We start from the raw sequence: 24,137 nt of genomic DNA on the forward strand, positions 1-24,137 counted from the left end.
TGCTCAGACGAATGCACTCTGCCCGGTGATCGCCTTGCCGACGATCAGCGTGTTCATTTCGCGCGTGCCCTCGAAGGAGTAGATCGCCTCGGCGTCGGCGAAGAACCGCGCGACGTCGTAGCCGAGCACGATCCCGTTGCCGCCGAAGATCTCCCGGCTCCAGGCGACGACCTCGCGCATCCGCGCGGTGACGAACGCCTTGGCCAGCGACGAGTGCTCGTCCTGGAAGATCCCCGCGTCCTGCAGGCGGGCGAGCTGCACCAGCATGCCCCAGGAGGCGGTGATGTTGCCGAGGCTCTTCACGAGCAGGTCCTGCACCAGCTGGAAGCGGGCGATCGGACGGCCGAACTGCTTGCGTTCCTTGGCGTAGTCGAGCGCGAGCTCGTAGGCACCGACCATCACGCCCAGCGCCTGCCAGGCCACGCCGCCGCGGGTGGCGCGCAGGATCTCGGCGACGTCGCGGAAGGAGTCGATGCCCTGCAGGCGGTTCTCCTCCGGCACGCGGACGTCGGTGAGGGTGATTTCGGCGTTTTCGACGATCCGGAACGCCGTCTTGCCCTGGATCTTCTCCGCCACGAAGCCCGGCGTGCCCTTCTCGACGACGAAGCCCTTGACGTGGTTGTCGTCGAGGTCACGCGCCCACACGACGACGTAGTCGGCGAAGGTCGCGTTGCCGATCCACTTCTTGGCGCCGTTGAGGATCCAGCTGTCACCGTCGCGCTTGGCCGTGGTGCGCATGCCACCGGCGACGTCGGAGCCGCCGAGCGGTTCGGTCATCGCGAAGGCACCGATCTTGTCCATCGCGGCCATCTCGGGGAGCCAGCGGTCGCGCTGCTCCTGGCTGCCGCCACTGGCGATCGAGTACATCGCGAGTCCGTTGTGGACACCGAAGAACGTCGCGACGGAAGCGTCCGTGCGGCTCATCTCCATCGCCATCATGCCGGTGAGGAGGTTGCTGACCGCGGGCTTGTGCTCGCCGTAGCCCTCGTAGGGCAGGCCCGCCAGGCCCGACTCCCGGAACATCCCGATCAGTTCCTTCGGGAACGTGCCGGCTTCCCAGTTCTCGTTCACCAGCGGCTTGACGTCGGTGCGCATGAAGTCGCGTGCCTTGACGAGCAGCTTGCGCTCTTCGTCGCTCAGCAGCGTCTCGTAGTTGTAGAAGTCGGCGGTCAGCTGGCCTTCGAGTGCTTCCATGGTCATGTCAGTTCTCCTCCAATGCGTTCAGGACGGCGAGCTGCTTGCGGTCGCGCGTCTCGGCGAGTTCCGAGTACGTGGAGGAGCCGTAAGCCTTTTCGACGGCTTCGATGAGCCGTTCCTGCTCTTCGGGGCTCTGGCTGGGGTTGCCCAGCCCGGCCCACATCTTCTTCATGGACTTGCCGATGTGCTCGGCCAGGTGCCGGTAGCCACCGGGGCCACCGCCGAGGTGCGAGCCGAGGAACGGCCCGACCGTGGCCCAGCGGATGCCGAGCGAACTCGTGATCACCTTGTCCAGATCTTCCGGAGTCACGACTCCTTGCTCGACGAGGTAGATCGCCTCGCGGCTCAGCGCGTTCTGCAGCCGGTTGCCGACGAACCCGGGGATCTCCTTGCGTTCCACGACCGGCGTCCGGCCGAGGAAGGTGTAGAAGTCGACGGCCTTTTGCACGGACTCTTCGCTGGTGCGGTCGCCGGGAACGACCTCGACCAGCGGGATCAGGTGCGGCGGGTTGAACGGGTGTCCGATGAGGACCCTGCTCCCGTCGATTCCGCCGGTGAAAGCCGTCGAGGGAATGGCGCTCGACGAACTCAGCAGCAGCGCGTGCTCCGGCGCCTCCTCGACGAGCTGCTTGAACAGGTCCTTCTTGAACTCGACGTTCTCGGGACCGTTCTCCTGCACGACATCCGCGTTTCGGACCGCTTCGGTCACGTCGGCGGCGATCTGGACGCGGCTCGCCAGCTCTTCGGCTGTGGTGCCGAGGTGCGGGGCGAACTGGGCCAGCGCCTCTTCGACGGCTTCGGCGAGATCGGGGCGGGGGTCGGTGACCCGGACGGTCAAGCCGTGGTGGGCGAACAGCGCCGTCCAGGACAGGCCGATGGTGCCGGCGCCGATGACTGCCGCGTTCTTCATGCCTGGGCTCCCTTCAAGTAGTCGAAGACCGGCTTGACCGGGGCGAGCGTCAGGTCGGTGAGGATGTGGCTCGCGGAGACGACCTCCAGCACCGGCAGGTCGGCCAGCGGGGCCAGGACGTGCTGGAACAGCTGCAGCCGGGCGGGGCCGGTGTAGGCCTCCTTGACCACGACGTCGGTGATCTCGGTGCGGACCAGCTCCTGGACGCGCGGGGCGCCGTCGTAGCCGGGGATCGTCTTGAGCATGAACGTCGGGACGGTGATCTGGCGTTCGGCCTCGCGTGCGTCCAGTGCGTTGTGCTTGTAGCCCATGGTCGCGGTCGCCACCCGCAGCGTCCCGTAGTCCAGCGTGCCCACGAGAACGCCGCTGTCGACATAGAGCTTCGGGCTGCCGACGGTCTTCGGGTACGCGCTGACCTCGCGCCCGGACGCGGTGGCCGGGAAGTTGTCGAGGTACATCGCGTGCAGGTACTCGCCGCGTTCGCCGTCGAAGCTGACCTCGATCGCCTGGCCGGACTCGGTGTACGGGCCGTAGCCGGAGACGTCGCCCATCTTCATGACTTCGAAGCGCACCAACGGTTCCTCGACCTGGAGCGGCTCCGGGACGACCGCGCGCAGGGCGTCGGCGTCGGTGCGGTAGACGATGTTGAGGTATTCGCGGTTCGTGAACCTCGGGACCACGGGCGCGAACGCCGGGGCGGTCAGCGGGGTCGTCACGTGACGGCGGACTTCTTCGATCTTCATTCGCCTGTCCACTTCGGAGCGCGGCGCTCGGCGAAGGCGGTCATGCCCTCGCGGACGTCGGCGGACTGCATCAGTTTCTTGGTCTCTTCGCGCTGCACGGCGAACGCGTCGGCTTCCGATCCGCGCACGATCTTCTTGACGGCGGCGAGCGCCAGGGGCGCGTTCTCCGCCAGCTTCTCGGCCAGTTGGAGGGCGACGGCGGCGGCGTCGCCGTTCGGCGTCACGCGGTTGACCAGGCCCAGCTCGCCGGCGCGGCGGCCGCTCACCGGCTCGCCGGTGAGCAGGAACTCCATCGCGAGGTGGTGGGGAATCCGCTGGGGCAGCCGGATCACGCCGCCGCCCGCGGCGATCAGGCCCCGCTTGACCTCGGGGAGCCCGAACTTGGCGTCTTCCGCGGCGACGATCAGGTCGCAGCCGAGGGCCAGTTCGAACCCGCCACCCATGGCGAACCCTTCGACGGCGGCGATCAGCGGCTTGGTCAGCTCGGCTTCGGTCAGGCCGCCGAACCCGCGGCCAGGGATCTCCGGCGACTCGCCCTTGAGCGCGGCCTTGAGGTCCATCCCGGCGCTGAAGGTGTTCTCGGCGCCGGTGAGGACGCCCGTCCGGAGCGTGGGGTCGCTCTCGAGTTCGTCGAGGGCGGCGGCCAGCCCGGCCGCGACGGCGGCGTTCACCGCGTTGCGGGCCTCGGGCCGGTCGATGGTGATCAGCAGGGTGCTGCCGATCCGTTCGGTGCGTACTTCACTCATGACTCTTGCTTCTTTCAGAGTTCCGCGAGGACTTCGGCGGTGTCCTGGCCGGCCAGCGGGGCCAGGCGGCGGATCGAGCCGGGCGTCGCGGAGAACTTCACCGGGATGCCGACCGTGCGGATGGCGCCCTCGCTCGGGTGCTCGACGGTGTCCAGCAGGTGGCCGTCGCGGACGTACGGGTCCTCGTGCGCCTTGTCCAGCTCCAGCACGGGCGCCATCGGGATGCTGTGCTTCGCGCAGACCTCGGCCCACTCTTCGGTGGTCAGCGCCGGGGCGCACACGGCGATCTGCTCGCTCAGCCACTCGTTGTCGGCGCGGTTGACGGCGTCCCCGTTCACCCGCGGGTCGGCGGCGAGGTCCGGGCGCCCGGCCGCGGCGAAGAAGTCGCGGAAGTTCTGCGGGTTGTAGGGGATCACGCAGGCGAGGCCGTCCTTGGTGCGGACCGCGGCGTGGCCCTTCGTCATCGACAGCGCGAACCCGGTGGGGCCTTCGGCCGGCTCGTAGGTGTGCCCGGCGAGGTGCTCGACCAGGTTGAACGCGATGAGCGTGTCGGTCATCGGGATCTCGATCTGCTGGCCCTGGCCGGTCTTGTCGCGGTGGACCAGCGCGGCGAGCACGCTGTAGGCGATGGTCAGCGACGAGACCTTGTCACCGATGATCGTCGGCAGGTAGACCGGCTCGCCCAGCGCCCGGTTGGCCACGTCGACCAGGCCGGAGGAGGCCTGCACGGTCTCGTCGTAGGCGGCGTTCCCGGCGCGGTCGGAGTCGCTGCGGAAGCCCTGCGCGTGGGCGTAGACCAGGCGCGGGTTGCGCGCGGCGACGTCGGCGTAGTTCAGGCCGAGGCGGGCCAGCGCGCCGGGCCGCATGTTGGTGATCAGCACGTCCGCGGTGTCGATGAGCTTGAGCGCCTGCTCGCGCTCGGCCTCGTCCTTGAGGTTGAGGGCCACGCTGCGCTTGTTGCGGTTGACGTTGAGGTTCAGCGCGGTCATGCCCGGCGTGGTGCGGTACTCGCCCACCCGCACGGTGTCCGCGGGGGACTCGATCTTGATCACGTCGGCGCCCAGGTCGCCGAGGATCTGCGCCGCGTACGGGCCCATGACCACGGTCGAGAGGTCGATCACGCGCACGCCGTCCAGCGGTCCGGTCGTGATGTCCGTCATCTTTTTCGTCCTTTCGCGCCTTGCTGTATCGCTCTACTTACGAACGTAGGCGCGGGTGGCGCGAAAGGGAATGATCATGATACGCACAATGGTATGACTCTGGCGGTCATACCATTTTTCTAGCTGTCGAGCGGCTCCGCGAAGATCTCTTTCGCGGCTTCGACGAGTTCGTGCAGGTCGCCGTCGGTGCGGTCGCGCCGCCAGAGCAGGCCGGTGTCCAGCTGGGGCCGGAAGTCCGTGAAGGGCAGCACGATGACGTTGTCGAGCCGGTAGCCGTGCATCGGGCTCCGGTCGTCGAGCATGGAAATGGAAAAGGCTTCGCCGCTGGAGATGATCTCCGACGTTCCGCCGTAACCGGTATTGGTCAGCCGGATGCGTTTCTTGACGCCCAGTTCGTTCAATTGGTGGTCGAGCTGCTCGAAATAGGCGGGGGTGATTTCCCCTGGTGAGGCCACGTACGGGAATTCGGCCAGCTCGGCCAGGCTGACGGAGTCCCGGCCGGCGAACCGGTCGGCGGGCACGACCGCGCCGAGCCGTTCGGTCATGACGGGCAGCTGCTCCAGCGCCGGATCGGTGACCGGCAGCCGGGCGAGGGTGAGCGCGAGCTTGCCGTCGTGGACGCCCTGGACGAGGTCGGCGGTGGTGCCGGGCCAGCGCTTGAGCTCGTACCGCTGTTTCACGCGCTCGGCGAGGGCGTTGACGCGTTCCCGCAGGTCGGGGTGCACTCCGGCGGGCATGCCGAGGAAGAGGGTGCTGCGCTGCGGCCGCATCGCCTCTTCCAGCTTCCACGGAATGGCGCTGACCTGCTCGAGGACGTCCCGCGCGAGCGGCAGCAACGCGGTCCCGGCGCCGGTGAGGGTGACATGGTGGGTGCTGCGGTCGAAGAGCTGCTGCCCCAGCTCGTGCTCGAGATCCTTGATCCGCTGGCTGAGCGGCGACGCGGCCATGTGCAGCTTCCGCGCGGCGGCGGAGAAGTTCAGTTCCTCGGCCACCGCAACGAAATAACGCAGGTGCAGCATCTCCATACCCCGACCCTAACGACCACCCGTGTCGTCCCCTCAATCACGGGTGATGCCCCTCCAATCACAGGTGATGCCCCTCTGATCACGCGAGTTACGTCCCCAATCGCGCGAGTTCCGCGTACCGGACCGGCGAATTCGCGTACCCGGAGGGTCGATTCGCGTGCCTGGAGGGTCGGCTCGCGTGATCCGGCGGGCATTTCGCGTGTCTGGCGGGGCATCACTCGTGATCAGGGGGGCGACACGCTTCGGCGGACCAGGTCCAGCAGGCGGGGGGTGCGGGCCGGGACGTTGGTGAGGGCGATGCCGGTGCCCAGCAGGAGGAGGTCGAGCGCGTCGGTGTCCGGTTCGACGGCGCCGGCGGCCTTCGCGCGGTCGACGAGCGCTGCCGCGGTTTCGTTCACCGTCTCGTGCCAGCGGGCGAACAGGACTTCGTGGTCGCCGGCCGGGGTGGTCAGGGACAGCGCCAAGTCCCGCTTGTCCCGGACGTGCTCGACGAACGCCGCGAGCCAGCCGAACAACTCGGCGCCCGGGTCGGCCGCGTCGAGACGCGCGCGCGAAGTCAGCGAAGCGACTTCGTCGGCGTACACCGCGGTGACCAGTTCGCGACGGCTGGGGAAGTGCCGGTACATCGTCGCGTTGCCGATGCCCGCCCGCCGCGCGATCCGGTCGAGCGGGGCGTCCGGCCCGTCCTCGGCGAACACCTCCTTCGCCGCCGCGAGCAGAAGCGCGTGGTTGTCCCGGGCGTCGGACCGGCGGGCTCGGGCGGGCATCGGCACTCCTGGCCAAGTGGGGAACTCCCCGGTTAGTCTAGCGAGGCCCTAACCGGGGAACTCCCCACTTGACGGAGGCGACGATGACCCCATCCGAGGTCCACGCACGGCTGGTCGAGCTCTGGATCGCCGGACGCTTCGAAGAAGGCCTGCGCTACATCGATCCCGAGGTCGTCGACCACCGCGGCGGCACCTCCGGCGACCACCACGGCATCGACGCCTGGCGGGCGAAGTGGGACCAGAAGGCCGACGTCGCCGTGAAGATCGAGCAGAACGTCAGCGAAGGCGAGTTCTCGGTGAACCGCTACACCAGCTCCGGCCGTGGCTACGCCGTGACCAGCATGGACATGATCCGGGTCCGCGACGGCCGGGTCGTCGAGCACTGGGCGCTGATGGACGTCACCGCCCGCGCCGCGCAGCTCAGCCCGGAGACAGCGGGAACGTCATCGTGAAGGCGGCGCCGCCTTCGGGGGCCGGGCCGGCCGTCAGGGTGCCACCCATGCGGGTGACCAGAGCGTGGACCAGGGCCAGGCCGATGCCGGAGCCGACCGGACGGCGGTCGCGGTACCGCGCGTTCAGCACTCCGCGCTCGAACGCCACCGGGTAGTCCTCCGGCGCCAGTCCCGGACCGCCGTCACGGACCGACAGCGAAGCCGACGAGCCGGAAGTGGAGAGCGAGAACACCATCGGCGCGCCCGAAGGGGTGACGCGCAGGGCGTTCTCCGCCAGCCCGTCGACCACCTGACGCAACCGCCGCGCGTCCGCCAGCACCAGGACCGGCGAAGAAGGCGCCGAAACCGACAGCCGGACGTCCTCCCGCGCGCACCGCAGCTGCCACACCTCCGCGCAGTCGCGGACCAGCGCACCCAAATCCAGCGATGCGACGTCCAGCCGGAACTCGTCCGCGCCCAGCCGGGCCAGCTCGAGCAGGTCCGTGACCAGCCGCTCGAGCCGCGACGCCTCCCGCTGGATCGTCTGCCCGGCCCGGACCGCGTCCGGACCCGTGGCGACGCCGTCCGCGATCGCCTCGGCGAAGCCCGTCACGGCCGTCAGCGGCGTCCGCAGCTCGTGGGACACCGACAGCAGGAACTCCCGCTGCCGCGCCTCGCTGACGGCCAGCGCGTCGGCCAGCGAGTTCAGCGACCCGGCCACCTCCGCCACCTCACGCGGGCCCCGCACCGGCACCCGCACGTCCCGTCGTCCCGCCCGCAGCGATCCCGCGGCCAGCGCGGCCCGGCGCAGCGGACGGCCCAGCAGCCGCCCCGAGACGAAGCCCGCCACGGCCGCCACCAGCAGCCCGATCCCCAGCGCCAGCAGGATGTTGCGCACCAGTGCCCGTTGCGTCGCTTGGGCGTTGCGCGCGGGCAGGACCAGCGCGAACGCCGCCCCGCGCGTGCCGACCACCCGCGTCTCGACCAGGTACTGCGAGCCCGCCACCGTGACGCGTCCCGAGTGATCCGCCGCCAGCCCGAGCTTCCCCGCGGCCTGGACGGCGACGGCGTCCCCGAGCGCCTGCCCACCCGCGCGCCGGACGACCACCGAGATGCCCTGCCCCCGCACGACGTCGGCCACCTTGCCCACGCCCAGCCGGTTCCCGATGCCCGTTTCGTCCAGTTGCGACGCGACGACGTCGGCCTGCGCGGCCAGCGACGACTGCAGCACGTTGTCCGCCGTGGTCCGGATCAGCGGGGACGCGACCAGCCCGGCCACGATCACCGCGACACCCGCGACAGCCAGACACACCAGCGTGATCCGCCCGGCCAAGGTGCCCCTCATGCCGGGTCCGCCGCGTAGCCGATGCCCCGCACGGTCCGAATCGGACTCGACGCCCCGAGTTTCGCCCGCAGCTGAGCCACGTGGACGTCGACCGTGCGCGTGCCCGCCGCCGCCGCGTACCCCCAGACGGCGCTGAGCAGCTGGTCGCGCGAAAGCACCTGCCCCGGGTGCCGGAGCAGGTGCGTGAGGAGGTCGAACTCGGTGGACGTCAGCGAAATCTCGACGTCGCCCGCCCATGCTCGCCGCGAAAGAACATCGACGCGCGCGCCACCCACGGCGAACGTCTCCGCGGCCGGCGCCGCCCCCGAGGCGCGGCGCAGCACCGTCCGGACCCGGGCCGCCAGCTCGCGCGGGCTGAACGGCTTGGTGAGGTAGTCGTCCGCGCCGATCTCCAGGCCCAGCAAGCGGTCGAGCTCGTCGTCGCGGGCGGTGACGAACAGCACCGGCGTCCAGTCCCCGGCCGCGCGCAGCGCCTTGCAGATCTCGATACCGTCCATTCCGGACAGTCCGATGTCGAGCACGATCGCCACCGGCTTGAGGCGCCGCACGGCTTCCAGCGCCCGGCCGCCGTCGGCCTCGACGTGCACGCCGAAGCCGTCGCGCTTGAGGTAGAGCGCCGCCAGCTCGGCGATCGCGGCCTCGTCCTCGACCACGAGGACGAGGCCGCGCCCCGGTGACCCCATGCCTGCTCCCGTCTCCGCCGTGTTCAGAGGGGAGACGCTAGCCGGTCAGGGCGAGCCATCGCTGTTCATGTCCGATTCGATGCCGTTGAGTGTCGACTCGATCCCGCTCAATTCAGCGGACGGCGCCACCGACGACGTCGTCGGCGAGTCGCCAGGCGAGCCCATCAGGTTGTCGCGGCAGGCCGAGCAGCCGAGCGCGATGAGCGCGGCGGCCCCGACCGCCGCCGCGACCCTCGCGCCCCTCACTTGGCCGGCTTGCAGTGCGCGGACGCGAAGGCGTCCAGCTTCTGCTTGGCCGTGTCCAGCTCGCCGATGCGGCCCTGCCGCTTGGTGGCGCGCTGGTCGAGCTGGTCGGCGCGGGCGGTGTGCCCCGCGGCCCGCTGGTCGGCCGCCCGCGCCTTCAGGTTGGCGACCGAGCCCTTGACCTCGGGACCGCCGTTGATCCGCTTCTCCAGGTTGGTGGCCCGCTTCTGCAGCTTCGGCACCCAGTCCGAGCAGACCTGCTGCGACTCCTCGGGGCTGAGCGTGATCGGCGCGACCGGCGCGCTCGTCGTCTGGGCCGAGGCCAGCGGCGCCGCCACCAGCAGGCAGGCCGCGCTCACGCCGCCCGCCAGCGCCAGCCGCGTCCAGGTGGTTCCTCGCATCGTCTCTCCCTCATATCGGTTCGGGTACAGGGAGAACTCTGGCCGGGCGGTGTTCGAAGGGTGTCCGCCTAGTGTTCGGGCTTTGTAAGGCCGACGGTGACCGACGTCCGCGCGAGATCGAACGTCAAGGTGTCCCCCAGCCGGGGGAGCGCCGGGTCGAACAGCTGTCCGTCGGTGCCGCCGAGGAGCAGCCCGAGCCGGTGCCCGGCGGGGACGACGTGGTCGAGCGCGGTGAGCGAGAACGACATCGTGTACTGCCGCCCGGGGACGAGCGGCTCGCCGTGCCACAGCGACGCGTGGTGCCCGAGGTCGGCCCAGCCGGCGGCGACGATCCGGTGGTCGGCGGAAACCACGTCGGCGGCCGTGTCGAGGAAGCACGCGCTGTCGGCCGTCGTGCTCGAACCCCAGCACGAGCGGGTGGTCAGGTTCTCGATCCCGCTGCCGTAGGTCGCGGTGTTGCGCGCCTCGGAGGGGCCGTAGTCGACGAGCGCGACGCCGAGCCGGGCGGCGGGCTTGTCGGACGACGCGGTGATGGTCACCGACGGCGACCCGGCCAGCCGCACCGCCGAAGGCAGGGGAGCGCCGGTGAACCGCGCGGCCGACGTCCCGGCCGCCCACTGCTCGCGCCCGATCGAGGGATCGTCGGCGACGGTGGCCGTGCCGGACCCGCGGTGGCCGAGCGTGCCGTCGCCCGACGGCCGGAGAGCCGCCGAAACCGTCGCGGGCGGCCAGCTCCGGAGATCGGTCCAGTGGTCCGGCATGGTTTCGAGGTGCACGGCGGGCTCGTGCTCGACGCCGTTGCGCAGGCCGAGCAGCCAGCGGTCGAACCAGCGGTGCAGCGTCTCGACCCACTGCGCCCGCTGCAGGTCGAAGGGGTCGGTGTGCCCGGCCTGGCTCAGCCACGCCTTGCGCGGGACGCCGGCCCGGCCGAGCGCGTCCCAGTAGCGGGCGAACTGGTTCGGCGCCACGACCCAGTCCCCGAAGCCCTGCGCGGCGAGCACGCTCGCCTGCCCGGCGCGCGGGACGTAGTTCACGCTCTGCCAGTAGGCGTTGTAGTCGCCGTTCGTGCCGGCGCGTGCCTTGAGGTCCGCCTCGAACGGCTTGCACAGCTCGGCGGCACGCTCGTTGTAGGTGAAGGACGACCCGGTGTTCTCCGGCGTGGCGAAGGGAGCGCCGTTGCCGATGACCTGGGCGTAGTTGTCGGCGACGCCTTCGATCGGCACGATCGTCTTCAGCCCGGCGATCCCCGAGGCGGCCATGCCGATCGCGGTGGCGCCGTCCTGCGACTTGCCGATCGCGCCGACGTCGCCGGTGGCCCAGTCCGCCGTCACCGCGTGGCCGCCCTCGGGCGCGTCGAACGCCTTCGCCCGGCCGTTGAGCCAGTTCACGACCGCGTTGCCGGAGCCGACGTCGTCGAAGCAGCCCGAAGACCGGTTCGTCCCGCCGACGTCGGCGAGCACGACCGCGTAGCCGCGCGGTACGAAGTAGTTGTCGTAGAACAGCGGGAACTGCTGCGGGGTGCCGTCGGCGGCGTAGGTCTTCTTCTGCATTTCGTTGCCGCGGCCGCAGCACGCGTAGTACGGGCTGACGTCGAGGATCGCCGGGACGCGCACCCGCGCGTCGGGCCGGATGACGTCGGCGGCGACGCGGTCGGTCTTGCCGTCGCGGTCGTGGTCGGTGCCGGTCTCCACCCACGCCGTCTGGCGGATCGCCTGGTCGTAGGCGTAGATCGGGCGGCTCTCCGTCGGTGCGGCCGAAGCGGCGGGCGCGAACCCCGCCGTCAGGACGAGTGTGATCGAAAACCCCAGTAGCAAACGCATGGCGTCAGTATCTCTCGTACATCGCCAGGAACTGTTCCATCGCGGCGTCGACGGCGTCGCGGTCGCCGGTCGTGACGAGGTCGAGCAGCAGCCCGCGGGCCACGGCGAGCCCGAGCCGGGCGTGGGCCGGGCGATCGGCTTCGGGGATGCCGTACCGGGCGAGCAGCGCTTCGACCGGGCCGAGCCAGTCCTCGACGACGCCGTCGAGGAACTCCGTGGTGCCCGGGGTGCCGCCCAGCGCCTGGCCGTAGAGCTGGAAGAAGAGCTTTTCGTTGGCGCGCAGGCTTTCGTCGGTGAGCCGACGCCAGAACTCACGGCCCGCTCCGGCCGGATCGAGGCCGGCCAGCGCGGCCCGTTGCCGGGCTTCGACCTCGCGCGCCACCGCCGTGAGCAGGCCTTCCTTCGAGCCGAAGTGGTAGATCAGCATGCGGTGGCTGGTGCCGAGGTCCGCGGCCAGCGCGCGCAGGCTCTTGCTCGCGCCGCCGTGGTGGGCGATGTGGTCGATCGCCGCGTCGAGCAGCTTGGCGCGGGGGCTTGCCTCGATCATGTACCAGATGGTACACGTACCAAATGGTACAACGTATTTCCGTCCACGGCCGGACATCCGCGCCGGCCGACACCGTGTACGCCTTGCTGAGAGACGGCGCGAGCTGGCCGAAGTGGTCGCCGCTGGGGTCGTTCGAGCTGGTCAGCGAAGGGAAGGACGAGCCGGAAGGCCTGGGCGCGGTCCGGCTGTTCAAGACCGGCGGCTTCCGCTCGTACGAGAAGATCGTCGCGCTCGAGCCGGGTCGCCGGTTCGGCTACGCGCTGGAGCACGGCCTGCCGCTGCGGGACTACGTCGCCTACGTCGACCTTTCGCCCCGCGACGGCGGCACCGACATCCACTGGCACTCGACGTTTCGAGCGAAGATCCCGGGCACCGGCTGGTTCTACCGGTGGTTCCTCGGCCGCTTCATCGGACGGGTGGTGGCGGGGCTCACCAAGGCTTCCTGAAGCCGCCCGCCACCGCCTGACCGGCGTGTTACTCTCCCCGGGAAGGTGAGGAGGGACGCCGTGGGACCCGACCCGTACGACCGCAACTGCCCGACCCGCCAGCTGCTCGACCGCATCGGCGACCAGTGGACGGTGCTGATCGTCGGCGCCCTCACCGACGGCCCGCTGCGGTTCACCGAGATCGGCCGCCGGGTGGACGGGATCTCCCAGAAGGTGCTGACGCAGACCCTGCGCAGCCTGGTCCGCGACGGCATCCTGACCCGCACGGCGTACCCGACGATCCCGCCGAAGGTGGAGTACGAGCTGACGCCCCTGGGGTGCAACCTGTCCGAGCCGCTGGACATGCTGGACCGCTGGGCCCGGCGGCACATGAGTTCGGTCCGGGAAGCCCGGGACGCCTACGACGCGGAGCACACCCCGGCTTCGGCGTAGGGGTTCACGTCGTTTCCGGCCGGATTCTCGCTGAGCCGGGGGAGGTCCGTCAGCGAGCGACCAAACCCGCTTCGTGGGCCAGCAACCCCGCCTGGGTCCGGTTGGCGCACTCCAGCTTCACGAGCATCCGCGACACATAGCTCTTCACCGTCGCCTCGGCCAGGTGCAGCCGCGCGGCGATGTCCGCATTGGACAGTCCCTCCCCGAGGCACGCCAGCACATCCCGCTCCCGCTCGGTGAGCCCCATCGTCCGCCGCCGCGCGTCCTCGCCGCGCTCGCGACCGTCCGAGGACAGCGCCACCAGGCGGCGGGCCGCCGACGGCGACAGCACCGTGTGGCCGTCCGCCGCCACGCGGACCAGGCCGATCAGGTCCTCCGGCGGTGTCGACTTCACCAGGAAGCCCGCCGCGCCCGCGCGCAACGCCCGGATCACGTACGTGTCCGCGTCGAACGTCGTCAGCGCCACCACCGCCGGCGGGTCCGGCAGCTCCGTGATCCGCGCGATCGCCGTGAGCCCGTCGACGCCCGGCATCCGCAGGTCCATCAGCACCACGCGCGGCCGGTGCCGGACGACCGCCTCCACGGCTTCGGCGCCGTCGGCGGCCTGGGCGACGACCTCGATGTCGGGCGCCGAACCCAGGATCGTGCGCAGGTGCGCGCACACCATCGGCTCGTCATCGACCACGAGCACCGGGATCACAGCGCGTGCCTTCCGCCGTCGGGACGTAGGGGGGCAGTATCGCACCGACCCGGAACCCGCCGCCGGGCGCCGGACCCGCGCTGAACCGCCCGCCGACCAGCTCGACGCGCTGCCGCAGACCCGCCAGGCCGGCCCCGGAACCGCTGCCCGCCAGCGCCGGGTCGGGCGGGCGCGCCGCCGCCGTGCTGTCCACCGAGACGTCCAGACCACCGCGGTGGTAGCGCAGCGAGACCGTCACCGACCCGCCCGGCGCGTGCTTGCGCACGTTCGTCAGCGCCTCCTGCACCAGCCGGTACGCGGTGCGCGCGACGGTCGGCGACACCTGGGACGGGTCGCCGTCCACCGCCAGCTCCGTCGGGACGCCGACCGACCGCGACTCCTCGACCAGCCGCGCCGGGTCGCCGGGCTCCGCCGGGCTGAGCGTCCGCGGCCCGGGTTCGGCGCCGTTGCGCAGGACGCCGACCAGGTCGCGCAGCTCGTCCAGCGCCAGCGCGCCTTCGCGGCGGATGTCTTCGGCCGCCGTTCGCACGGCCGGGTCGGCCGACGTCACGCCGAGCGCCCCGGCGTGCAGCACCATCAGGCTGAGCCGGTGCGTGACGACGTCGTGCATCTCGCCCGCGAGCCGCCGCCGTTCCTCCGCGCGGGCCTGTCCGGCGAGCAGGTGCTGCTCCCGCTCGGCGCGTTCCGCCCGGTCCCGCAGCGACTGCAGCAGCTGCTTGCGGGCTTCGACGTACAGCGAGATCGCGACCGGCAGCGCGGTGTTCAGCAGCCCGAACGGCGTGACGCTCCAGCTCGGCGCCCACGGCCGCATGGCCACGACGGCGAGGATGCCCGCCAGCCACAGCACGGTCCGCCGGTCCAGCACCCGCACCAGCTGGGCCAGCAGAACCGGGGTGACGGTCGGCACGGTCGTCAGCGCGATCGGGTGCACCGGCACGAGCAGTCCGGGCGCGAACAGGTCGGAGCCCAGCATCGCGAGCGCGGCCGCCGCGAGGAACCCGGCCACCAGTGCCGGGAACCGGAACAGCAGCACCAGCGAGAGGTCGCAGGCGACCTGCAGCAGCAGCCCGGCCGCCGGGCCGAGCGCGCCGGTCGTCCGGTCGCCGAGGACGTGGTACAGGACGTTGAGCCCGGTGAACACCGCCGCGAGCAGGAACAGCCAGAAGGCGTCGGCGCGGCTCGGCCAGACCGGCCGCCGGGTGCTGGTCACGCGGCCACGGTAACGGCTCGTCCGGGACGCCGCCCCGGATGCGCAACCAAAGTTGCGGCCCGGGGGGCGACGCGCAACTTTCGTCGCCGGGACCACCCTCTTCCCCCGGTTTCGCCCGTGCTGCCGAACCGGTGGACTGTCCTGACGTGACAGTGGAGGAGCGAGATGAACGAGCTGTCCCTGCCCGCCCGCGCGTACCTGCTGGCGTGCGACACCCGGCGCGACCGGCTGCCGGGCCGCGAGCGCGTGGCCCTGCTGGTCCGCGCGGCGGCGCTGACGGACCTTGTGCTACGCGGCCTGGTCGCCGACGACGGCGGCCGCCCGGCCGTCACCGGCGCCGGCGGAACCGGTCACCTGGTCCTCGACGACCTGCTGGCCGAGCTCACCGCCGACCCGCACCGGAAGTGGCGTGCCTCGGTGCGCCGCGGCGCCCGCGCGACGCTGCATTCCCTGGAGGCCCAGCTCGACGCGGCGGGCACGATCGAGCTGCGGACATCCCGCTTGCTGGGGGTCTTCCCGCGCCGCCACCCGGTGGTCCGCGACGTGGCGACGGTGGCCGCGCTCCACGATCGGGTGAAATCGGCGCTGCGGACCGGTTCGCCGGTGCCGCCGGACATCGCGGCCCTGACGTCCCTCGCCGCGGCGGCCGAGCTGGGCACGGTGTTCCCGCGCGCCGAACGCCGCCGCCACCGGGCCCGCCTCACCGAGCTGGAGGACACGGCGGGCGCCGCGGTCCCGGCCTTGCGAAAGGTGCTCCGCGAACTCCAGGCGGCCCGCGCGGCGGCGATCGCGGCGAGCTCGGGCGGCGGAGGCTGACGTCGTGTCGACCCTCGGATCACGCGTGTCGACCTCCGGATCACGCGTGTCGACCCCCTCGCGCCCGCACGGCTCGCCGGTTCGGGTGATCGGAACGCCGACACGCGTGATTGCCGAGCCGACACGCGTGATCGAGGGGTCGACACGGTCAGCCGCTGAACAACCGGTCCAGGTAGTAGTCCACTGTGGAGATTGCTTCGGCCGGGGTCCGGTGGCCCATCAGGATTTCCGAGCCCTGGGAGTCCGCGATCGCCCACAGCAGCGACGCTTCGGTTTCCGGGTCGGCCCCGTCGGGGACGTCGCCCGCCTCCTGCGCCTCGCGGATCTGGCCGGCGAAGAACGCCAGGAGTTCCGGCATGCCTTCGCCGAAGGCCTTCGCCATCGCCGGGTCCGCCACCGCGCGGATGAAGTACGCGACGCCGATGAGGAAGTCGGCCTCGCTGTCGGGGTCGCGCGGCAGGATCTCGACCAGGCACGCGCGCAGGATCGACCGCGGTGTCGGCGGTCCCTCGGCCAGGACCTTCGCCGTGATCCGCTCGCTGCGGAGCTTGTGGCGGTGTTCGAGGGCGAACCGCAGCATTTCGTCCTTCGTCTTGAAGTAGTGCTGCACCGATCCCATGGACATCCCGGCTTCGGCGGCGACCTGGCGCAGGCTGACGCCTTCCAGCCCGGCCCGCGTCGTCAGCCGTTGCAGCGCCTCGGCGATCTGCACGCGGCGTTGTTCGTGGTCGACCTGTTTCGGCACGTTCGCTCCCGTTGTCATGCGATCGCATTGCGAAAGCTCGGGTTCCGCCGTTACGATGCGACCGCATTGTAAAACAAACTCGGGGGGTGTCCGGTGGAGACCGGAACAGTGCGGCTGAGGCCGCCGCGAAACGCACTCGACCGCCGCGCGATCACGTGGTGGCGCGCCCAAGGCGCACTCGTCTTCGGGCCCGTCACGCTGGTGCTCGCCGTCCTCGGCCTGCTGATCCCGCCGGCCGCGTTCTGGCTGCTCGTCCCGGCCGCCGTGGTCGCGCTGCTCGGCGTGGCCTGGTGCGTCTTCCTGCCGCGGTGGTGGTTCGGCCTGCACCGCTGGGAGGTCACCGGCACCGCGGTCTACGTGCGCTCGGGCTTCCTGTGGCAGGAGTGGCGGGTGGCGCCGCTTTCGCGCGTCCAGACGGTCGACACGCTGCGCGGGCCGCTGCAGCAACGCTTCGGGCTCGCCACCGTCACGGTGACGACGGCGTCGGCGCGCGGTGCCGTGAAGCTCCGCGGCCTCGACGCCGACATCGCGGCCGACGTCGCCGAGCGGTTGACCGAGCGGACCGACGCAACGCCCGGGGACGCGACGTGACCGGCTGGCGCCGGCTCGACCGGCGCACCCTCGGCGTCACCGCGGTCCTCCTGGCCGGATTCTCCGTGTCGGCGGGCACCCCGATCGCCATCGGGACCCGGTCGCTCTGGCTCGTCCCGGCGGCGGTGCTCCTCGTCGGCGCCGGCGTGCTGGCCGACTACGTCCGCTGGCGCCACACCCGCTTCCGGTGCACGGCCGAGCGGCTGGAGATCGAGTTCGACTTCGTCGCGCACACGCGCAAATCACTGCCCCGCGAACGGATCCGCAGTGCCGACCTGGCGGCCAGCCCGCTGCACCGCGCGTTCGGCGTCGCCGTGCTGACCATCGGCACCGGGCAGCACGAAAGGCTCACCCTCGCCCCGCTGGCCAGGGCGGACGCCGAAGGCCTGCGCGCCGAACTGCTGCACCGGAGCCCCGGAGCGCAGGACGGTCCACTCGCGACACTCGACCCGCGCTGGATCCGTTACGCACCCCTGTCGTTCCTCGCGCCGACGCTCGGCCTGGCCGCGTTCGGCGGGCTGTTCAAGGTCGCCGACTGGTTCGGTGCCGGGGGCGGGTTGCTGAAGTGGCTGCTGAATCTCTTCGGCGACTTGCCCCTCGCCGTGAGCGTGCTGCTCCTGCTGGTGCTCGCGCTCGTCGCCGGCGTCGTCGGCGCGGCCGGCCTGTTCGCCGAGATGTGGTGGCACCACCGGCTGGATCGCGAGCCCGGCGGCACCCTGCGCGTCCGCCGCGGCCTGCTGACGACCCGGTCGGTCACCCTCGAGGAGCGGCGGCTGCGCGGGGTCGAGCTCGTCGAGCCGCTCGGGGCCCGGCTCGCCGGCGCCGCGCGCGTGGACGCCATCGCCGCCGGCGTGAAGCAGGACGACGACAAGACCGAGTCCAAGACGCTCCTGCCCGTGGCGCCGCGTCCGGTGGCGGCCGAGGTGGCGGCGCGGATCGTGGGCGAGGCGATCGCGGACGTCCGGCTGGTGCCCCACCCGCCGGCCGCCCGGGGACGGCGGCTGCGCTGGGCCCTGCTGGCGGCGCTCGCCCCGGTTCTGGCCCTGCTGGTGCTCGGCGCGCTGCTCACCGGCGTCCTGCTCGTGACGGCCGTCGTGCTCGCCGCCGTCGCGCTGCCGGTGGCGGTCCTGCTGGCCCTGGACGCCTACCGCGGGCTCGGCCACGGCACGCGCGGGCGCTACCTGCTCCTGCGGTCGGGTTCGGTCCGGCGGAGCACGGCCGTGCTGGCGCGGGACGGGGTCCTCGGCTGGACGGTGAAGCAGTCGGTCTTCCAGCGCCGCCGCGGGCTCGCGACCTTCACCGCGACCACCGCGGCGGGCGCCGGCGCCTACTCGGTCCGCGACGCCGACGCGGCCGAGGGGCTCGCGTTCGCGGCGGCGGCCGTGCCCGGGATCCTCGAGCCGTTCGCTTCGGTGCCTGCCGAAGCGTCGCGGCCCTAGGTTCGAGGGCATGGACGAATTCCGTGCCCTTTTCCGAGCCCTGCACGTCCCCGGGTCCCCGCTGCTGCTGCCGAACGCGTGGGAGTTCGGCGTCGGCGCCTTCCTCGCCGCGCAGGGCTTCCGCGCGCTCGGCACGACCAGCCTCGGCGTGTCCGCGGCGGCCGGGGAGCCCGACGGCGCGCCGTCGACGCGAGACGCGACCGTCGCGCTGGCGGGGCGCTTGGCCCGGCTGGACGTGCTCGTCAGCGTCGACATCGCCGACGGCTTCAGCGCGGACCCCGCGGCGGTCGCCGACCTCGCGGCCGAGCTGGCCGAAGCGGGCGCCGTCGGCGTCAACCTCGAAGACGGCCGCGCGGACGGCTCGCTCGCCACGGTCGACGTCCAGTGTGCGCTGGTCAGGGCGGTGAAGGAGCGCGTGCCGGGGCTGTTCGTCAACGCCCGGACGGACACGCACTGGGCGGGCGGCCGCTCGATCGCCGAAGCCGAGACGCGCGTGCGGGCGTACGCGGCGGCGGGCGCGGACGGCGTCTTCGTGCCCGGCCTCGCCGAACCGGCGGACGTCGAGCGGATCGTCGCCGCCGGGGTGCCGCTCAACCTGCTGTTCCTGCCCGGCCGGGTGACGCTGGCCGGGTTGGCCGAGCTGGGCGTCGCGCGGGTCAGCCTGGGGTCGCTGCCCTACCGGATGGCGCTCGCGGCCGCCGCCGGGACCGCGCTGGCCGTGCGCGACGGCCGTGACCTGCCGCTGAGCCCGCCGGGCTACGCCGACGTCACCGCGCTGCTGCCGAAAACGCTGCTGCCGAAAACCGGGTGAACCGGACCGGCCGGATCTGCTTTGGTCGGGGTATGCGTGCCTTCGGAACCGACTTCGCCGTCCCGCCCGGATACCTGAACACACCCAGCGTGTCCGTCCCGCCCGCACCGGTCGCCGACGCGGTGGCCGAATCGGTCGAACGCTGGCGGACCGGCGCGATCCGGCCGGCGGAGTTCGACCCGTACGTCGCCCGGGCGCGGGCCGGGTTCGCCCGCCTGCTCGGCGTCGCACCCGCGGACGTCGCGATGGGCGCGTCGGCTTCGCAGCTGGTCGCCAACGTGGCCGCCGCGCTGCCCGCCGGTACCCGCGTGCTCGCCGCCGAAGGCGACTTCACCAGCGTGACCTTCCCCTTCGCCGCGAACCCCGGCGTCACGGTCACCGAGGTGCCCCTCGACGTGCTGCCGTCGCGGGTCGAAGGCCACGACGTCGTCGCGGTGAGCGTCGTCCAGTCCGCCGACGGCCGGATCGTGGACCTGCCGGCGCTGCGGGCCGCGGCCGGGGCCGCCGGGGCGGCGGTCCTGCTCGACGCCTCGCAGGCGGCCGGCTGGCTGCCCCTGGACGTCGCCTGGGCGGACTGGGTGGTCGCGGCGGGCTACAAGTGGCTGCTGTCACCGCGCGGCAGCGCGTGGCTCGCGGTCCGGCCGGACGCGCGGGAGCGCACCCGGGCGGTCGCGGCCAACTGGTTCGCCGGCGAGGACCCGTGGGCCACCGTCTACGGCCTCCCGCTGCGGCTGGCGGCCGACGCCCGCGCGTTCGACCTCTCGCCCGTGTGGCTGGCCCAGGTGGGCGCGGCCGTGGCCCTGGAGTACCTCGGCGGCCTCGACCTCGCGCAGGTCGCGGCGCACAACGTCGGCCTGGCCGACTCGCTGCTGGAGAAGCTCGGGCTGCCGCCGCGCGGCACCGCGATCGTCTCGCTCGAAGCCGATCCGGAGCGGGCGGCCGCGGCGGGGATCGTCTCCAGCGTCCGCGCCGGCCGGGTGCGCGTCGGCTTCCACCTCTACAACACCGTTGACGACGTCGAACGCGTCTTACGCGCGTTCGAGTGAACGGCCGAGCGCGGGTGAACTACCGTATGGACCCGTGGTTGGTGCGCGTTTCACTCCAGGCCCGTCCGATACGGCCCCGCTGGGCGCGGTTCCCCCGCAGCCCCGGCCGCCCGTGCCGGGGCCGCCGGCGCGCGACACCCGGTCCCTGCTGCTCAAGGGCGCCGGGCTGGTCGCGATCGCCGTCGTCTCCGGGCTGCTGTGGTTCCTGATCCGGCACGACTCGACGCCGGAGACGCCGGTCGCGCAGCCGCCGGCCCAGAACACCGGGCAGTTCCAGTTCACCCAGGTCGCCGGGCCGGACAAGGCCGACGACTGCGTCGCGAAGTCCTACGGCAAGACCAAGGAGTTCTTCCAGGACAACCCGTGCCAGTCGCTGGTCCGCGCGCTGTACACGACGGAGACGGGTGGCCAGAAGGCCCTCGTCTCGGTGGTGCTGGTGGGCATGCCGGACTCGGCCAAGGCGAAGGCGCTCAAGGCGCTGACCGAGAAGGACAACACCGGCAACGTCACCGACCTGGTCCGCGACAAGACGTTCGCCGGCACCGGCGTCCCGAGCGTGAGCAGCAGCGACGCGGCGTACGCCGCGAAGGTGGACGGCACGAACACGACGATCGTGCTGGCCGACTTCTACGGCAAGCACACGGACAAGGCGCTGATCAAGAAGATCGCCGACGACGCCCTGCGCCTCTCGGCCGACCTCCACTGACCCGGGCCCGAAGCACCCCAATGTGGCGTTGGGTGCGTTCAACGCACCGAACGCCACATTGGGTGCGTTCAACGCACCGAACGCCACATTGGGGTGATCGAGGGGTCAGCTAGCCTGGCCGGGCATGGCGATCGCCACCGGCTTCTCGCCCGCTTCGGACCGCCACGGCGTGCCGCGGCGGGAGGCGGCGACCAGCGCGTGCAGGGCCGTCGTGCGCAGGCCCGCGTCGTCGGTGTGGTTGATCACCGCCAGCCACGCCGACGCGCAGTCGGCTTCGGCCGTCGCGACGACCAGTGCCGCCGACGCCGCGTCCGTCACCGGCTTCTTCGGCACGTACGCCGGTTCCGGCGCGACCGGGGTCGCCCCGGACGCCGACAGCATCGTCTGCAGGAAGTCACGGCGCAGGGCGTGCTCCGCGGCGCCGCTCTTCTCGGCGTCGCCGAAGTCGCCCGGCAGGAACGCGCTGACCAGCCCGTACACCCAGACCGCGGCGTGCTCGGCGGCGAGCGCCACCTGCAGCGGGTCCACGGCTTCCTGGGGCACGACAGCGGCCGGTGCGACGCCCACCTTCGGGGCGTCTTCGCCGGGCCCCAGCGCCGGGGCGAGGCGCTGGAGCGACGCGCAGCCCGCCGCGACCGCCGCGACCAGGCCTGCGCGGTAGCGCGGCAGCCCGCCGACGAGGTCTTCGGCCTGCTTGCGGGCGGCCGCCAGCCGTTCCTTCAGGTCGCTGAGCGCCGCGGGCGCCGGCGGCGCGGGGGACGGCGACGGCGCGGGCCGGTTCAGGCGGTCCACTTCGGACTTCAGCGCGGCCGCGTGCGCCGCGCGCGCGTCGGCGACTTGGCCGGCGGCGTCGGCGTCCTTGCCCGCGGCCAGTGCCCGCGCGGCCGCGGCGTCCGCTTCGGCGGCGGCCAGCAGCGGCCGCAGCGGGTCGGGGCTCTCGTCGTAGCCGGGCCCGCACGCGGCGAGGGGAACAGCCAGGGCGGCCAGCGCCCCCGCGCGGAGGGCGGCACGACGGGTCAGCTCGGTCGGTCTTCCGGTCACGCCGCCCCATCCTGCCAGGCCTCGGGGCGCCCCCGCCGCTCGCGCGGGGTGACGGGGCGACCGGATAAGCTGGTCCACCACGACCCGCCCGAGACAGGAGAGCCCCACGTGCCAGGAGAACTCGCCAGCCGGCTTCAGCCGATAGTGGCCGAAGCCGTCACCGCCGCGGGTTTCGACCTCGATTCGTTCGAGGTGCAGCAGGCCGGCCGGCGGCAGCTGGTCAAGGTCGTCGTCGACTCCGACGACGGGGTCGGGCTGGACGAGGTCGCCGAGATCAGCCGCAAGGTCTCGGCGGTGCTCGACGAGAACGAGCACGTGCTCGCGAGCGCCTACACGCTGGAGGTCACCTCGCCGGGCCTCGACCGCCCGCTCACCCAGGCCCGGCACTGGCGGCGCGCGCGGTACCGCCTGGTGAAGGTCACCCCGGCCGACGGCGCGCCCTTCATCGGCCGGGTCGGCCACGCGGGCGAGGACGCCGCCCGCGTCCTCGAAGGCGGCAAGATCCGCGACGTCCGCTACGCCGACGTGGCGAAGGCGGTCGTGGAGATCGAGTTCAAGCAGCCGGCCGCCGAGGATCTGAAACTGCTGGAAGACGACGCGTCCGGCCTGACCGGCGCCGGTCGGGCCGAGACGGAGAAGGGGTCGAAGTGAACGTCGACATCGCCGCTCTGCGGGCGATCGAACGGGACAAGGACATCCCCTTCGAAACGGTGATCGAGGCCATCGAGACGGCCTTGCTCACCGCGTACAAGCACACCGAGGGCCACCAGGCGCACGCCCGCATCGACATCGACCGCAAGACGGGGCTGGTGCGCGTGCTCGCGCACACGCTGACCCACGACGGCCAGGTGGACGAGGAGTGGGACGACACCCCGGAGGGCTTCGGCCGGATCGCCGCCACCACCGCGCGCCAGGTCATCCTGCAGCGGCTGCGCGACGCCGAGCACGAGAAGACCTTCGGCGAGTTCTCCACCAAGGAGGGCGAGATCGTCGCCGGGGTCATCCAGCGCGACGCCCGCGCCAACGCGCGCGGCATGGTCGTGGTCCAGGTGGGTGACACCGAGGGCGTGCTGCCGTCCGCCGAGCAGGTGGCGGGGGAGTCCTACGAGCACGGCAGCCGGATCAAGGCGTACGTGGTCACCGTCTCGCGCGGCAACCGCGGCCCGCAGATCACGCTCTCGCGTTCGCACCCGAACCTGGTGCGCAAGCTGTTCGCGCTGGAGGTCCCGGAGATCGCCGACGGGACGGTCGAGATCGCCGCCGTCGCGCGTGAGCCGGGGCACCGCACGAAGATCGCGGTCAAGTCGACCGTGCCGGGCGTCAACGCCAAGGGCGCCTGCATCGGCCCGGTCGGCGCGCGCGTGCGCAACGTGATGAGCGAGCTGGCCGGCGAGAAGATCGACATCATCGACTACTCCGAGGATCCGGCCCGCTTCGTCGGGAATGCGCTGTCCCCCGCGAAGGTTGTTTCGGTACGAGTCGTGGACGAGCGGGCGAAGACCGCCCGTGTCGTGGTGCCGGACTTCCAGCTGTCGCTGGCGATCGGCAAGGAGGGCCAGAACGCCCGCCTCGCCGCCCGTCTGACCGGCTGGCGGATCGACATCCGCAGCGACGCCGCACCGGCGGACGACGAGGGTGATCAAGACCACGCCCGTCCGCCGCGGCCCGCCGCGACAACCGGTTCGGCTGAGTGAAGGTCGAAGCGCTAGACTCAGGAGTGGTTCAACGCCCGCGGCGGGTAGCCGAGCACCAGCCCCACCGGAATTCCCCGGTGCGGACTTGTGTCGGCTGCAAGCGGCGGGCATTGATCGGTGAGCTGCTGCGCGTGGTCGCGGTGGCCGGGAAGGTGGTCGTCGACGAACGTCGGCGGCTGCCGGGCCGGGGAGCTTGGCTGCACCCCGATCCGGACTGCCTGGCCAAGGCCGAACGGCGGCGAGCCTTCCCGAGAGCCTTGCGGGCTCCCGGGGCGCTCGACGCCCGCGAGGTCCGCGAGCAGGTCGGGCGCACCACTACGCACCACGAAGCCGGGACGTCCCCGGGTTCGCGAGGAATCAAGGAAGCAGGTCGACCCGTCATGAGTCAGCCGTGAAGCTGAAGCCATGAGCGTCAGACAATAAGGACGAGGTCAGCGGGTTT

29 protein-coding genes are annotated in these 24,137 nt (G+C 72.1%); 12 read left to right on the forward strand and 17 right to left on the reverse strand.

Going from position 1 to position 24,137, the window contains the following annotated elements; translation table 11 throughout:
- Nucleotides 1-3 precede the first annotated feature (3 nt).
- The 7 genes from CF165_RS11410 to CF165_RS11440 all read right to left on the reverse strand — a co-directional run bounded on the left by CF165_RS11410 (nucleotide 4) and on the right by CF165_RS11440 (nucleotide 6,548).
- A complete protein-coding gene (locus tag CF165_RS11410) occupies nucleotides 4-1,200 on the reverse strand; it encodes an acyl-CoA dehydrogenase family protein (protein WP_093947450.1) in 1,197 nt (398 codons plus the stop codon).
- Between the two features lies 1 nt (nucleotide 1,201).
- Nucleotides 1,202-2,107, reverse strand: coding sequence for a 3-hydroxyacyl-CoA dehydrogenase NAD-binding domain-containing protein (locus CF165_RS11415; protein ID WP_093947451.1), 906 nt, complete (start codon nucleotides 2,105-2,107; stop codon nucleotides 1,202-1,204).
- A complete protein-coding gene (locus tag CF165_RS11420) occupies nucleotides 2,104-2,850 on the reverse strand; it encodes an acetoacetate decarboxylase (RefSeq protein ID WP_093947452.1) in 747 nt (248 codons plus the stop codon). The genes CF165_RS11415 and CF165_RS11420 overlap by 4 nt, the downstream gene beginning before the upstream one ends.
- Nucleotides 2,847-3,596, reverse strand: coding sequence for a crotonase/enoyl-CoA hydratase family protein (locus CF165_RS11425; RefSeq protein ID WP_093947453.1), 750 nt, complete (start codon nucleotides 3,594-3,596; stop codon nucleotides 2,847-2,849). Before CF165_RS11425 ends, CF165_RS11420 begins: the two co-directional genes overlap by 4 nt.
- A 14-nt stretch (nucleotides 3,597-3,610) precedes the next feature.
- Nucleotides 3,611-4,756, reverse strand: coding sequence for a CaiB/BaiF CoA transferase family protein (locus tag CF165_RS11430; protein WP_205660823.1), 1,146 nt, complete (start codon nucleotides 4,754-4,756; stop codon nucleotides 3,611-3,613).
- A gap of 119 nt (nucleotides 4,757-4,875) precedes the next feature.
- The gene (locus tag CF165_RS11435) at nucleotides 4,876-5,781 is read right to left on the reverse strand and encodes a LysR family transcriptional regulator (protein WP_093947454.1); all 906 of its coding nucleotides are present in this window, start codon (nucleotides 5,779-5,781) and stop codon (nucleotides 4,876-4,878) included.
- 224 nt (nucleotides 5,782-6,005) lie between these two features.
- The gene (locus CF165_RS11440; protein ID WP_093947455.1) at nucleotides 6,006-6,548 is read right to left on the reverse strand and encodes a TetR/AcrR family transcriptional regulator; all 543 of its coding nucleotides are present in this window, start codon (nucleotides 6,546-6,548) and stop codon (nucleotides 6,006-6,008) included.
- A gap of 83 nt (nucleotides 6,549-6,631) precedes the next feature.
- On the opposite strand from CF165_RS11440, the gene CF165_RS11445 reads away from it, so the two are divergent.
- A complete protein-coding gene (locus CF165_RS11445; RefSeq protein ID WP_093947456.1) occupies nucleotides 6,632-7,000 on the forward strand; it encodes an ester cyclase in 369 nt (122 codons plus the stop codon).
- Here CF165_RS11445 and CF165_RS11450 read toward each other — a convergent pair.
- From CF165_RS11450 to CF165_RS11475, 6 genes are all read right to left on the reverse strand, one after another.
- Nucleotides 6,969-8,324 carry a HAMP domain-containing sensor histidine kinase gene (locus CF165_RS11450; protein ID WP_093947457.1) on the reverse strand — a complete coding sequence of 452 codons (1,356 nt, stop codon included), beginning with the start codon at nucleotides 8,322-8,324 and terminating at the stop codon, nucleotides 6,969-6,971. The two genes, CF165_RS11445 and CF165_RS11450, sit on opposite strands and share 32 nt — an antisense overlap.
- Nucleotides 8,321-9,007: a response regulator transcription factor gene (locus tag CF165_RS11455; protein ID WP_093947458.1), complete on the reverse strand. Its 687-nt coding sequence runs from the start codon at nucleotides 9,005-9,007 to the stop codon at nucleotides 8,321-8,323. The genes CF165_RS11450 and CF165_RS11455 overlap by 4 nt, the downstream gene beginning before the upstream one ends.
- Before the next feature lie 45 nt (nucleotides 9,008-9,052).
- Nucleotides 9,053-9,253 (reverse strand): hypothetical protein, encoded by a 201-nt coding sequence (locus CF165_RS11460; protein ID WP_093947459.1) that lies wholly within the window; start codon nucleotides 9,251-9,253, stop codon nucleotides 9,053-9,055.
- A complete protein-coding gene (locus CF165_RS11465) occupies nucleotides 9,250-9,651 on the reverse strand; it encodes a hypothetical protein (protein ID WP_093947460.1) in 402 nt (133 codons plus the stop codon). Before CF165_RS11465 ends, CF165_RS11460 begins: the two co-directional genes overlap by 4 nt.
- Nucleotides 9,652-9,719: 68 nt before the next feature.
- Nucleotides 9,720-11,471 (reverse strand): CocE/NonD family hydrolase, encoded by a 1,752-nt coding sequence (locus tag CF165_RS11470; RefSeq protein ID WP_093947461.1) that lies wholly within the window; start codon nucleotides 11,469-11,471, stop codon nucleotides 9,720-9,722.
- Between the two features lie 4 nt (nucleotides 11,472-11,475).
- Nucleotides 11,476-12,018, reverse strand: a complete 543-nt coding sequence (locus tag CF165_RS11475) for a TetR/AcrR family transcriptional regulator (protein WP_093947462.1) — start codon at nucleotides 12,016-12,018, stop codon at nucleotides 11,476-11,478.
- Nucleotides 12,019-12,041: 23 nt separating this feature from the next.
- Between CF165_RS11475 and CF165_RS11480 the strand changes: the two genes are divergently transcribed.
- Together CF165_RS11480 and CF165_RS11485 are read left to right on the forward strand one after the other, a co-directional pair.
- The gene (locus CF165_RS11480) at nucleotides 12,042-12,464 is read left to right on the forward strand and encodes an SRPBCC family protein (RefSeq protein WP_093947463.1); all 423 of its coding nucleotides are present in this window, start codon (nucleotides 12,042-12,044) and stop codon (nucleotides 12,462-12,464) included.
- Between the two features lie 60 nt (nucleotides 12,465-12,524).
- Nucleotides 12,525-12,896 carry a winged helix-turn-helix transcriptional regulator gene (locus tag CF165_RS11485; protein WP_093947464.1) on the forward strand — a complete coding sequence of 124 codons (372 nt, stop codon included), beginning with the start codon at nucleotides 12,525-12,527 and terminating at the stop codon, nucleotides 12,894-12,896.
- Between the two features lie 49 nt (nucleotides 12,897-12,945).
- On the opposite strand, the gene CF165_RS11490 is transcribed toward CF165_RS11485, so the two are convergent.
- Nucleotides 12,946-13,596, reverse strand: coding sequence for a response regulator (locus CF165_RS11490; protein WP_093947465.1), 651 nt, complete (start codon nucleotides 13,594-13,596; stop codon nucleotides 12,946-12,948).
- A complete protein-coding gene (locus CF165_RS11495; protein ID WP_093947466.1) occupies nucleotides 13,571-14,806 on the reverse strand; it encodes a sensor histidine kinase in 1,236 nt (411 codons plus the stop codon). The genes CF165_RS11490 and CF165_RS11495 overlap by 26 nt, the downstream gene beginning before the upstream one ends.
- Nucleotides 14,807-14,971: 165 nt before the next feature.
- Here CF165_RS11495 and CF165_RS11500 point away from each other — a divergent pair, with 165 nt between their 5' ends.
- On the forward strand, nucleotides 14,972-15,622 hold the full coding sequence (locus CF165_RS11500; RefSeq protein WP_093947467.1) for a GOLPH3/VPS74 family protein: 651 nt from the start codon (nucleotides 14,972-14,974) through the stop codon (nucleotides 15,620-15,622).
- A gap of 148 nt (nucleotides 15,623-15,770) precedes the next feature.
- Here the strand turns inward: CF165_RS11500 and CF165_RS11505 are convergent, their stop codons facing one another.
- A complete protein-coding gene (locus CF165_RS11505; protein WP_240521543.1) occupies nucleotides 15,771-16,367 on the reverse strand; it encodes a TetR/AcrR family transcriptional regulator in 597 nt (198 codons plus the stop codon).
- Between the two features lie 93 nt (nucleotides 16,368-16,460).
- Here CF165_RS11505 and CF165_RS11510 point away from each other — a divergent pair, with 93 nt between their 5' ends.
- The 5 genes from CF165_RS11510 (at nucleotide 16,461) to CF165_RS11530 (ending at nucleotide 20,960) form a co-directional block, all read left to right on the forward strand.
- Nucleotides 16,461-16,958: a PH domain-containing protein gene (locus CF165_RS11510; RefSeq protein WP_093947469.1), complete on the forward strand. Its 498-nt coding sequence runs from the start codon at nucleotides 16,461-16,463 to the stop codon at nucleotides 16,956-16,958.
- Nucleotides 16,955-18,397 carry a PH domain-containing protein gene (locus CF165_RS11515; RefSeq protein ID WP_093947470.1) on the forward strand — a complete coding sequence of 481 codons (1,443 nt, stop codon included), beginning with the start codon at nucleotides 16,955-16,957 and terminating at the stop codon, nucleotides 18,395-18,397. Before CF165_RS11510 ends, CF165_RS11515 begins: the two co-directional genes overlap by 4 nt.
- Before the next feature lie 10 nt (nucleotides 18,398-18,407).
- Nucleotides 18,408-19,208 carry an isocitrate lyase/PEP mutase family protein gene (locus CF165_RS11520; RefSeq protein WP_093947471.1) on the forward strand — a complete coding sequence of 267 codons (801 nt, stop codon included), beginning with the start codon at nucleotides 18,408-18,410 and terminating at the stop codon, nucleotides 19,206-19,208.
- Between the two features lie 32 nt (nucleotides 19,209-19,240).
- Complete coding sequence (locus CF165_RS11525; protein ID WP_093947472.1) at nucleotides 19,241-20,254, forward strand: aminotransferase class V-fold PLP-dependent enzyme; 1,014 nt, start codon at nucleotides 19,241-19,243, stop codon at nucleotides 20,252-20,254.
- Nucleotides 20,255-20,366: 112 nt separating this feature from the next.
- Nucleotides 20,367-20,960 carry a hypothetical protein gene (locus CF165_RS11530; protein ID WP_093947473.1) on the forward strand — a complete coding sequence of 198 codons (594 nt, stop codon included), beginning with the start codon at nucleotides 20,367-20,369 and terminating at the stop codon, nucleotides 20,958-20,960.
- 105 nt (nucleotides 20,961-21,065) lie between these two features.
- Here CF165_RS11530 and CF165_RS11535 read toward each other — a convergent pair whose 3' ends face one another.
- On the reverse strand, nucleotides 21,066-22,001 hold the full coding sequence (locus CF165_RS11535; RefSeq protein ID WP_093947474.1) for a ferritin-like domain-containing protein: 936 nt from the start codon (nucleotides 21,999-22,001) through the stop codon (nucleotides 21,066-21,068).
- Nucleotides 22,002-22,109: 108 nt separating this feature from the next.
- Here CF165_RS11535 and rimP point away from each other — a divergent pair, with 108 nt between their 5' ends.
- The 3 genes from rimP to CF165_RS11550 all read left to right on the forward strand — a co-directional run bounded on the left by rimP (nucleotide 22,110) and on the right by CF165_RS11550 (nucleotide 24,090).
- Nucleotides 22,110-22,652: a ribosome maturation factor RimP gene (gene rimP, locus CF165_RS11540; protein WP_093947475.1), complete on the forward strand. Its 543-nt coding sequence runs from the start codon at nucleotides 22,110-22,112 to the stop codon at nucleotides 22,650-22,652.
- The gene (nusA, locus tag CF165_RS11545; protein ID WP_093947476.1) at nucleotides 22,649-23,695 is read left to right on the forward strand and encodes a transcription termination factor NusA; all 1,047 of its coding nucleotides are present in this window, start codon (nucleotides 22,649-22,651) and stop codon (nucleotides 23,693-23,695) included. The genes rimP and nusA overlap by 4 nt, the downstream gene beginning before the upstream one ends.
- Nucleotides 23,696-23,772: 77 nt before the next feature.
- Entirely contained in the window at nucleotides 23,773-24,090 is a 318-nt protein-coding gene (locus CF165_RS11550; RefSeq protein ID WP_093947477.1) for a YlxR family protein, read from the forward strand.
- Nucleotides 24,091-24,137: the final 47 nt, after the last annotated feature.

Origin of the sequence: Amycolatopsis vastitatis (assembly GCF_002234595.1) — a bacterium.
GTDB classification, from domain to species: domain Bacteria; phylum Actinomycetota; class Actinomycetes; order Mycobacteriales; family Pseudonocardiaceae; genus Amycolatopsis; species Amycolatopsis vastitatis.

Excerpts from the sequence above, each read along its gene's own strand:
- CF165_RS11525 (WP_093947472.1), top strand. The coding sequence starts at position 19,241 with ATGCGTGCCTTCGGAACCGACTTCGCCGTCCCGCCCGGATACCTGAAC.
- CF165_RS11425 (WP_093947453.1), bottom strand. The coding sequence starts at position 3,596 with ATGAGTGAAGTACGCACCGAACGGATCGGCAGCACCCTGCTGATCACC.
- CF165_RS11440 (WP_093947455.1), bottom strand. The coding sequence starts at position 6,548 with ATGCCCGCCCGAGCCCGCCGGTCCGACGCCCGGGACAACCACGCGCTT.
- CF165_RS11450 (WP_093947457.1), bottom strand. The coding sequence starts at position 8,324 with ATGAGGGGCACCTTGGCCGGGCGGATCACGCTGGTGTGTCTGGCTGTC.
- CF165_RS11430 (WP_205660823.1), bottom strand. The coding sequence starts at position 4,756 with ATGACGGACATCACGACCGGACCGCTGGACGGCGTGCGCGTGATCGAC.
- CF165_RS11500 (WP_093947467.1), top strand. The coding sequence starts at position 14,972 with ATGAACGAGCTGTCCCTGCCCGCCCGCGCGTACCTGCTGGCGTGCGAC.
- CF165_RS11465 (WP_093947460.1), bottom strand. The coding sequence starts at position 9,651 with ATGCGAGGAACCACCTGGACGCGGCTGGCGCTGGCGGGCGGCGTGAGC.
- CF165_RS11410 (WP_093947450.1), bottom strand. The coding sequence starts at position 1,200 with ATGACCATGGAAGCACTCGAAGGCCAGCTGACCGCCGACTTCTACAAC.
- CF165_RS11445 (WP_093947456.1), top strand. The coding sequence starts at position 6,632 with ATGACCCCATCCGAGGTCCACGCACGGCTGGTCGAGCTCTGGATCGCC.
- CF165_RS11435 (WP_093947454.1), bottom strand. The coding sequence starts at position 5,781 with ATGGAGATGCTGCACCTGCGTTATTTCGTTGCGGTGGCCGAGGAACTG.
- CF165_RS11475 (WP_093947462.1), bottom strand. The coding sequence starts at position 12,018 with ATGATCGAGGCAAGCCCCCGCGCCAAGCTGCTCGACGCGGCGATCGAC.
- CF165_RS11420 (WP_093947452.1), bottom strand. The coding sequence starts at position 2,850 with ATGAAGATCGAAGAAGTCCGCCGTCACGTGACGACCCCGCTGACCGCC.
- CF165_RS11455 (WP_093947458.1), bottom strand. The coding sequence starts at position 9,007 with ATGGGGTCACCGGGGCGCGGCCTCGTCCTCGTGGTCGAGGACGAGGCC.
- CF165_RS11415 (WP_093947451.1), bottom strand. The coding sequence starts at position 2,107 with ATGAAGAACGCGGCAGTCATCGGCGCCGGCACCATCGGCCTGTCCTGG.
- CF165_RS11520 (WP_093947471.1), top strand. The coding sequence starts at position 18,408 with ATGGACGAATTCCGTGCCCTTTTCCGAGCCCTGCACGTCCCCGGGTCC.
- CF165_RS11470 (WP_093947461.1), bottom strand. The coding sequence starts at position 11,471 with ATGCGTTTGCTACTGGGGTTTTCGATCACACTCGTCCTGACGGCGGGG.
- CF165_RS11480 (WP_093947463.1), top strand. The coding sequence starts at position 12,042 with ATGGTACAACGTATTTCCGTCCACGGCCGGACATCCGCGCCGGCCGAC.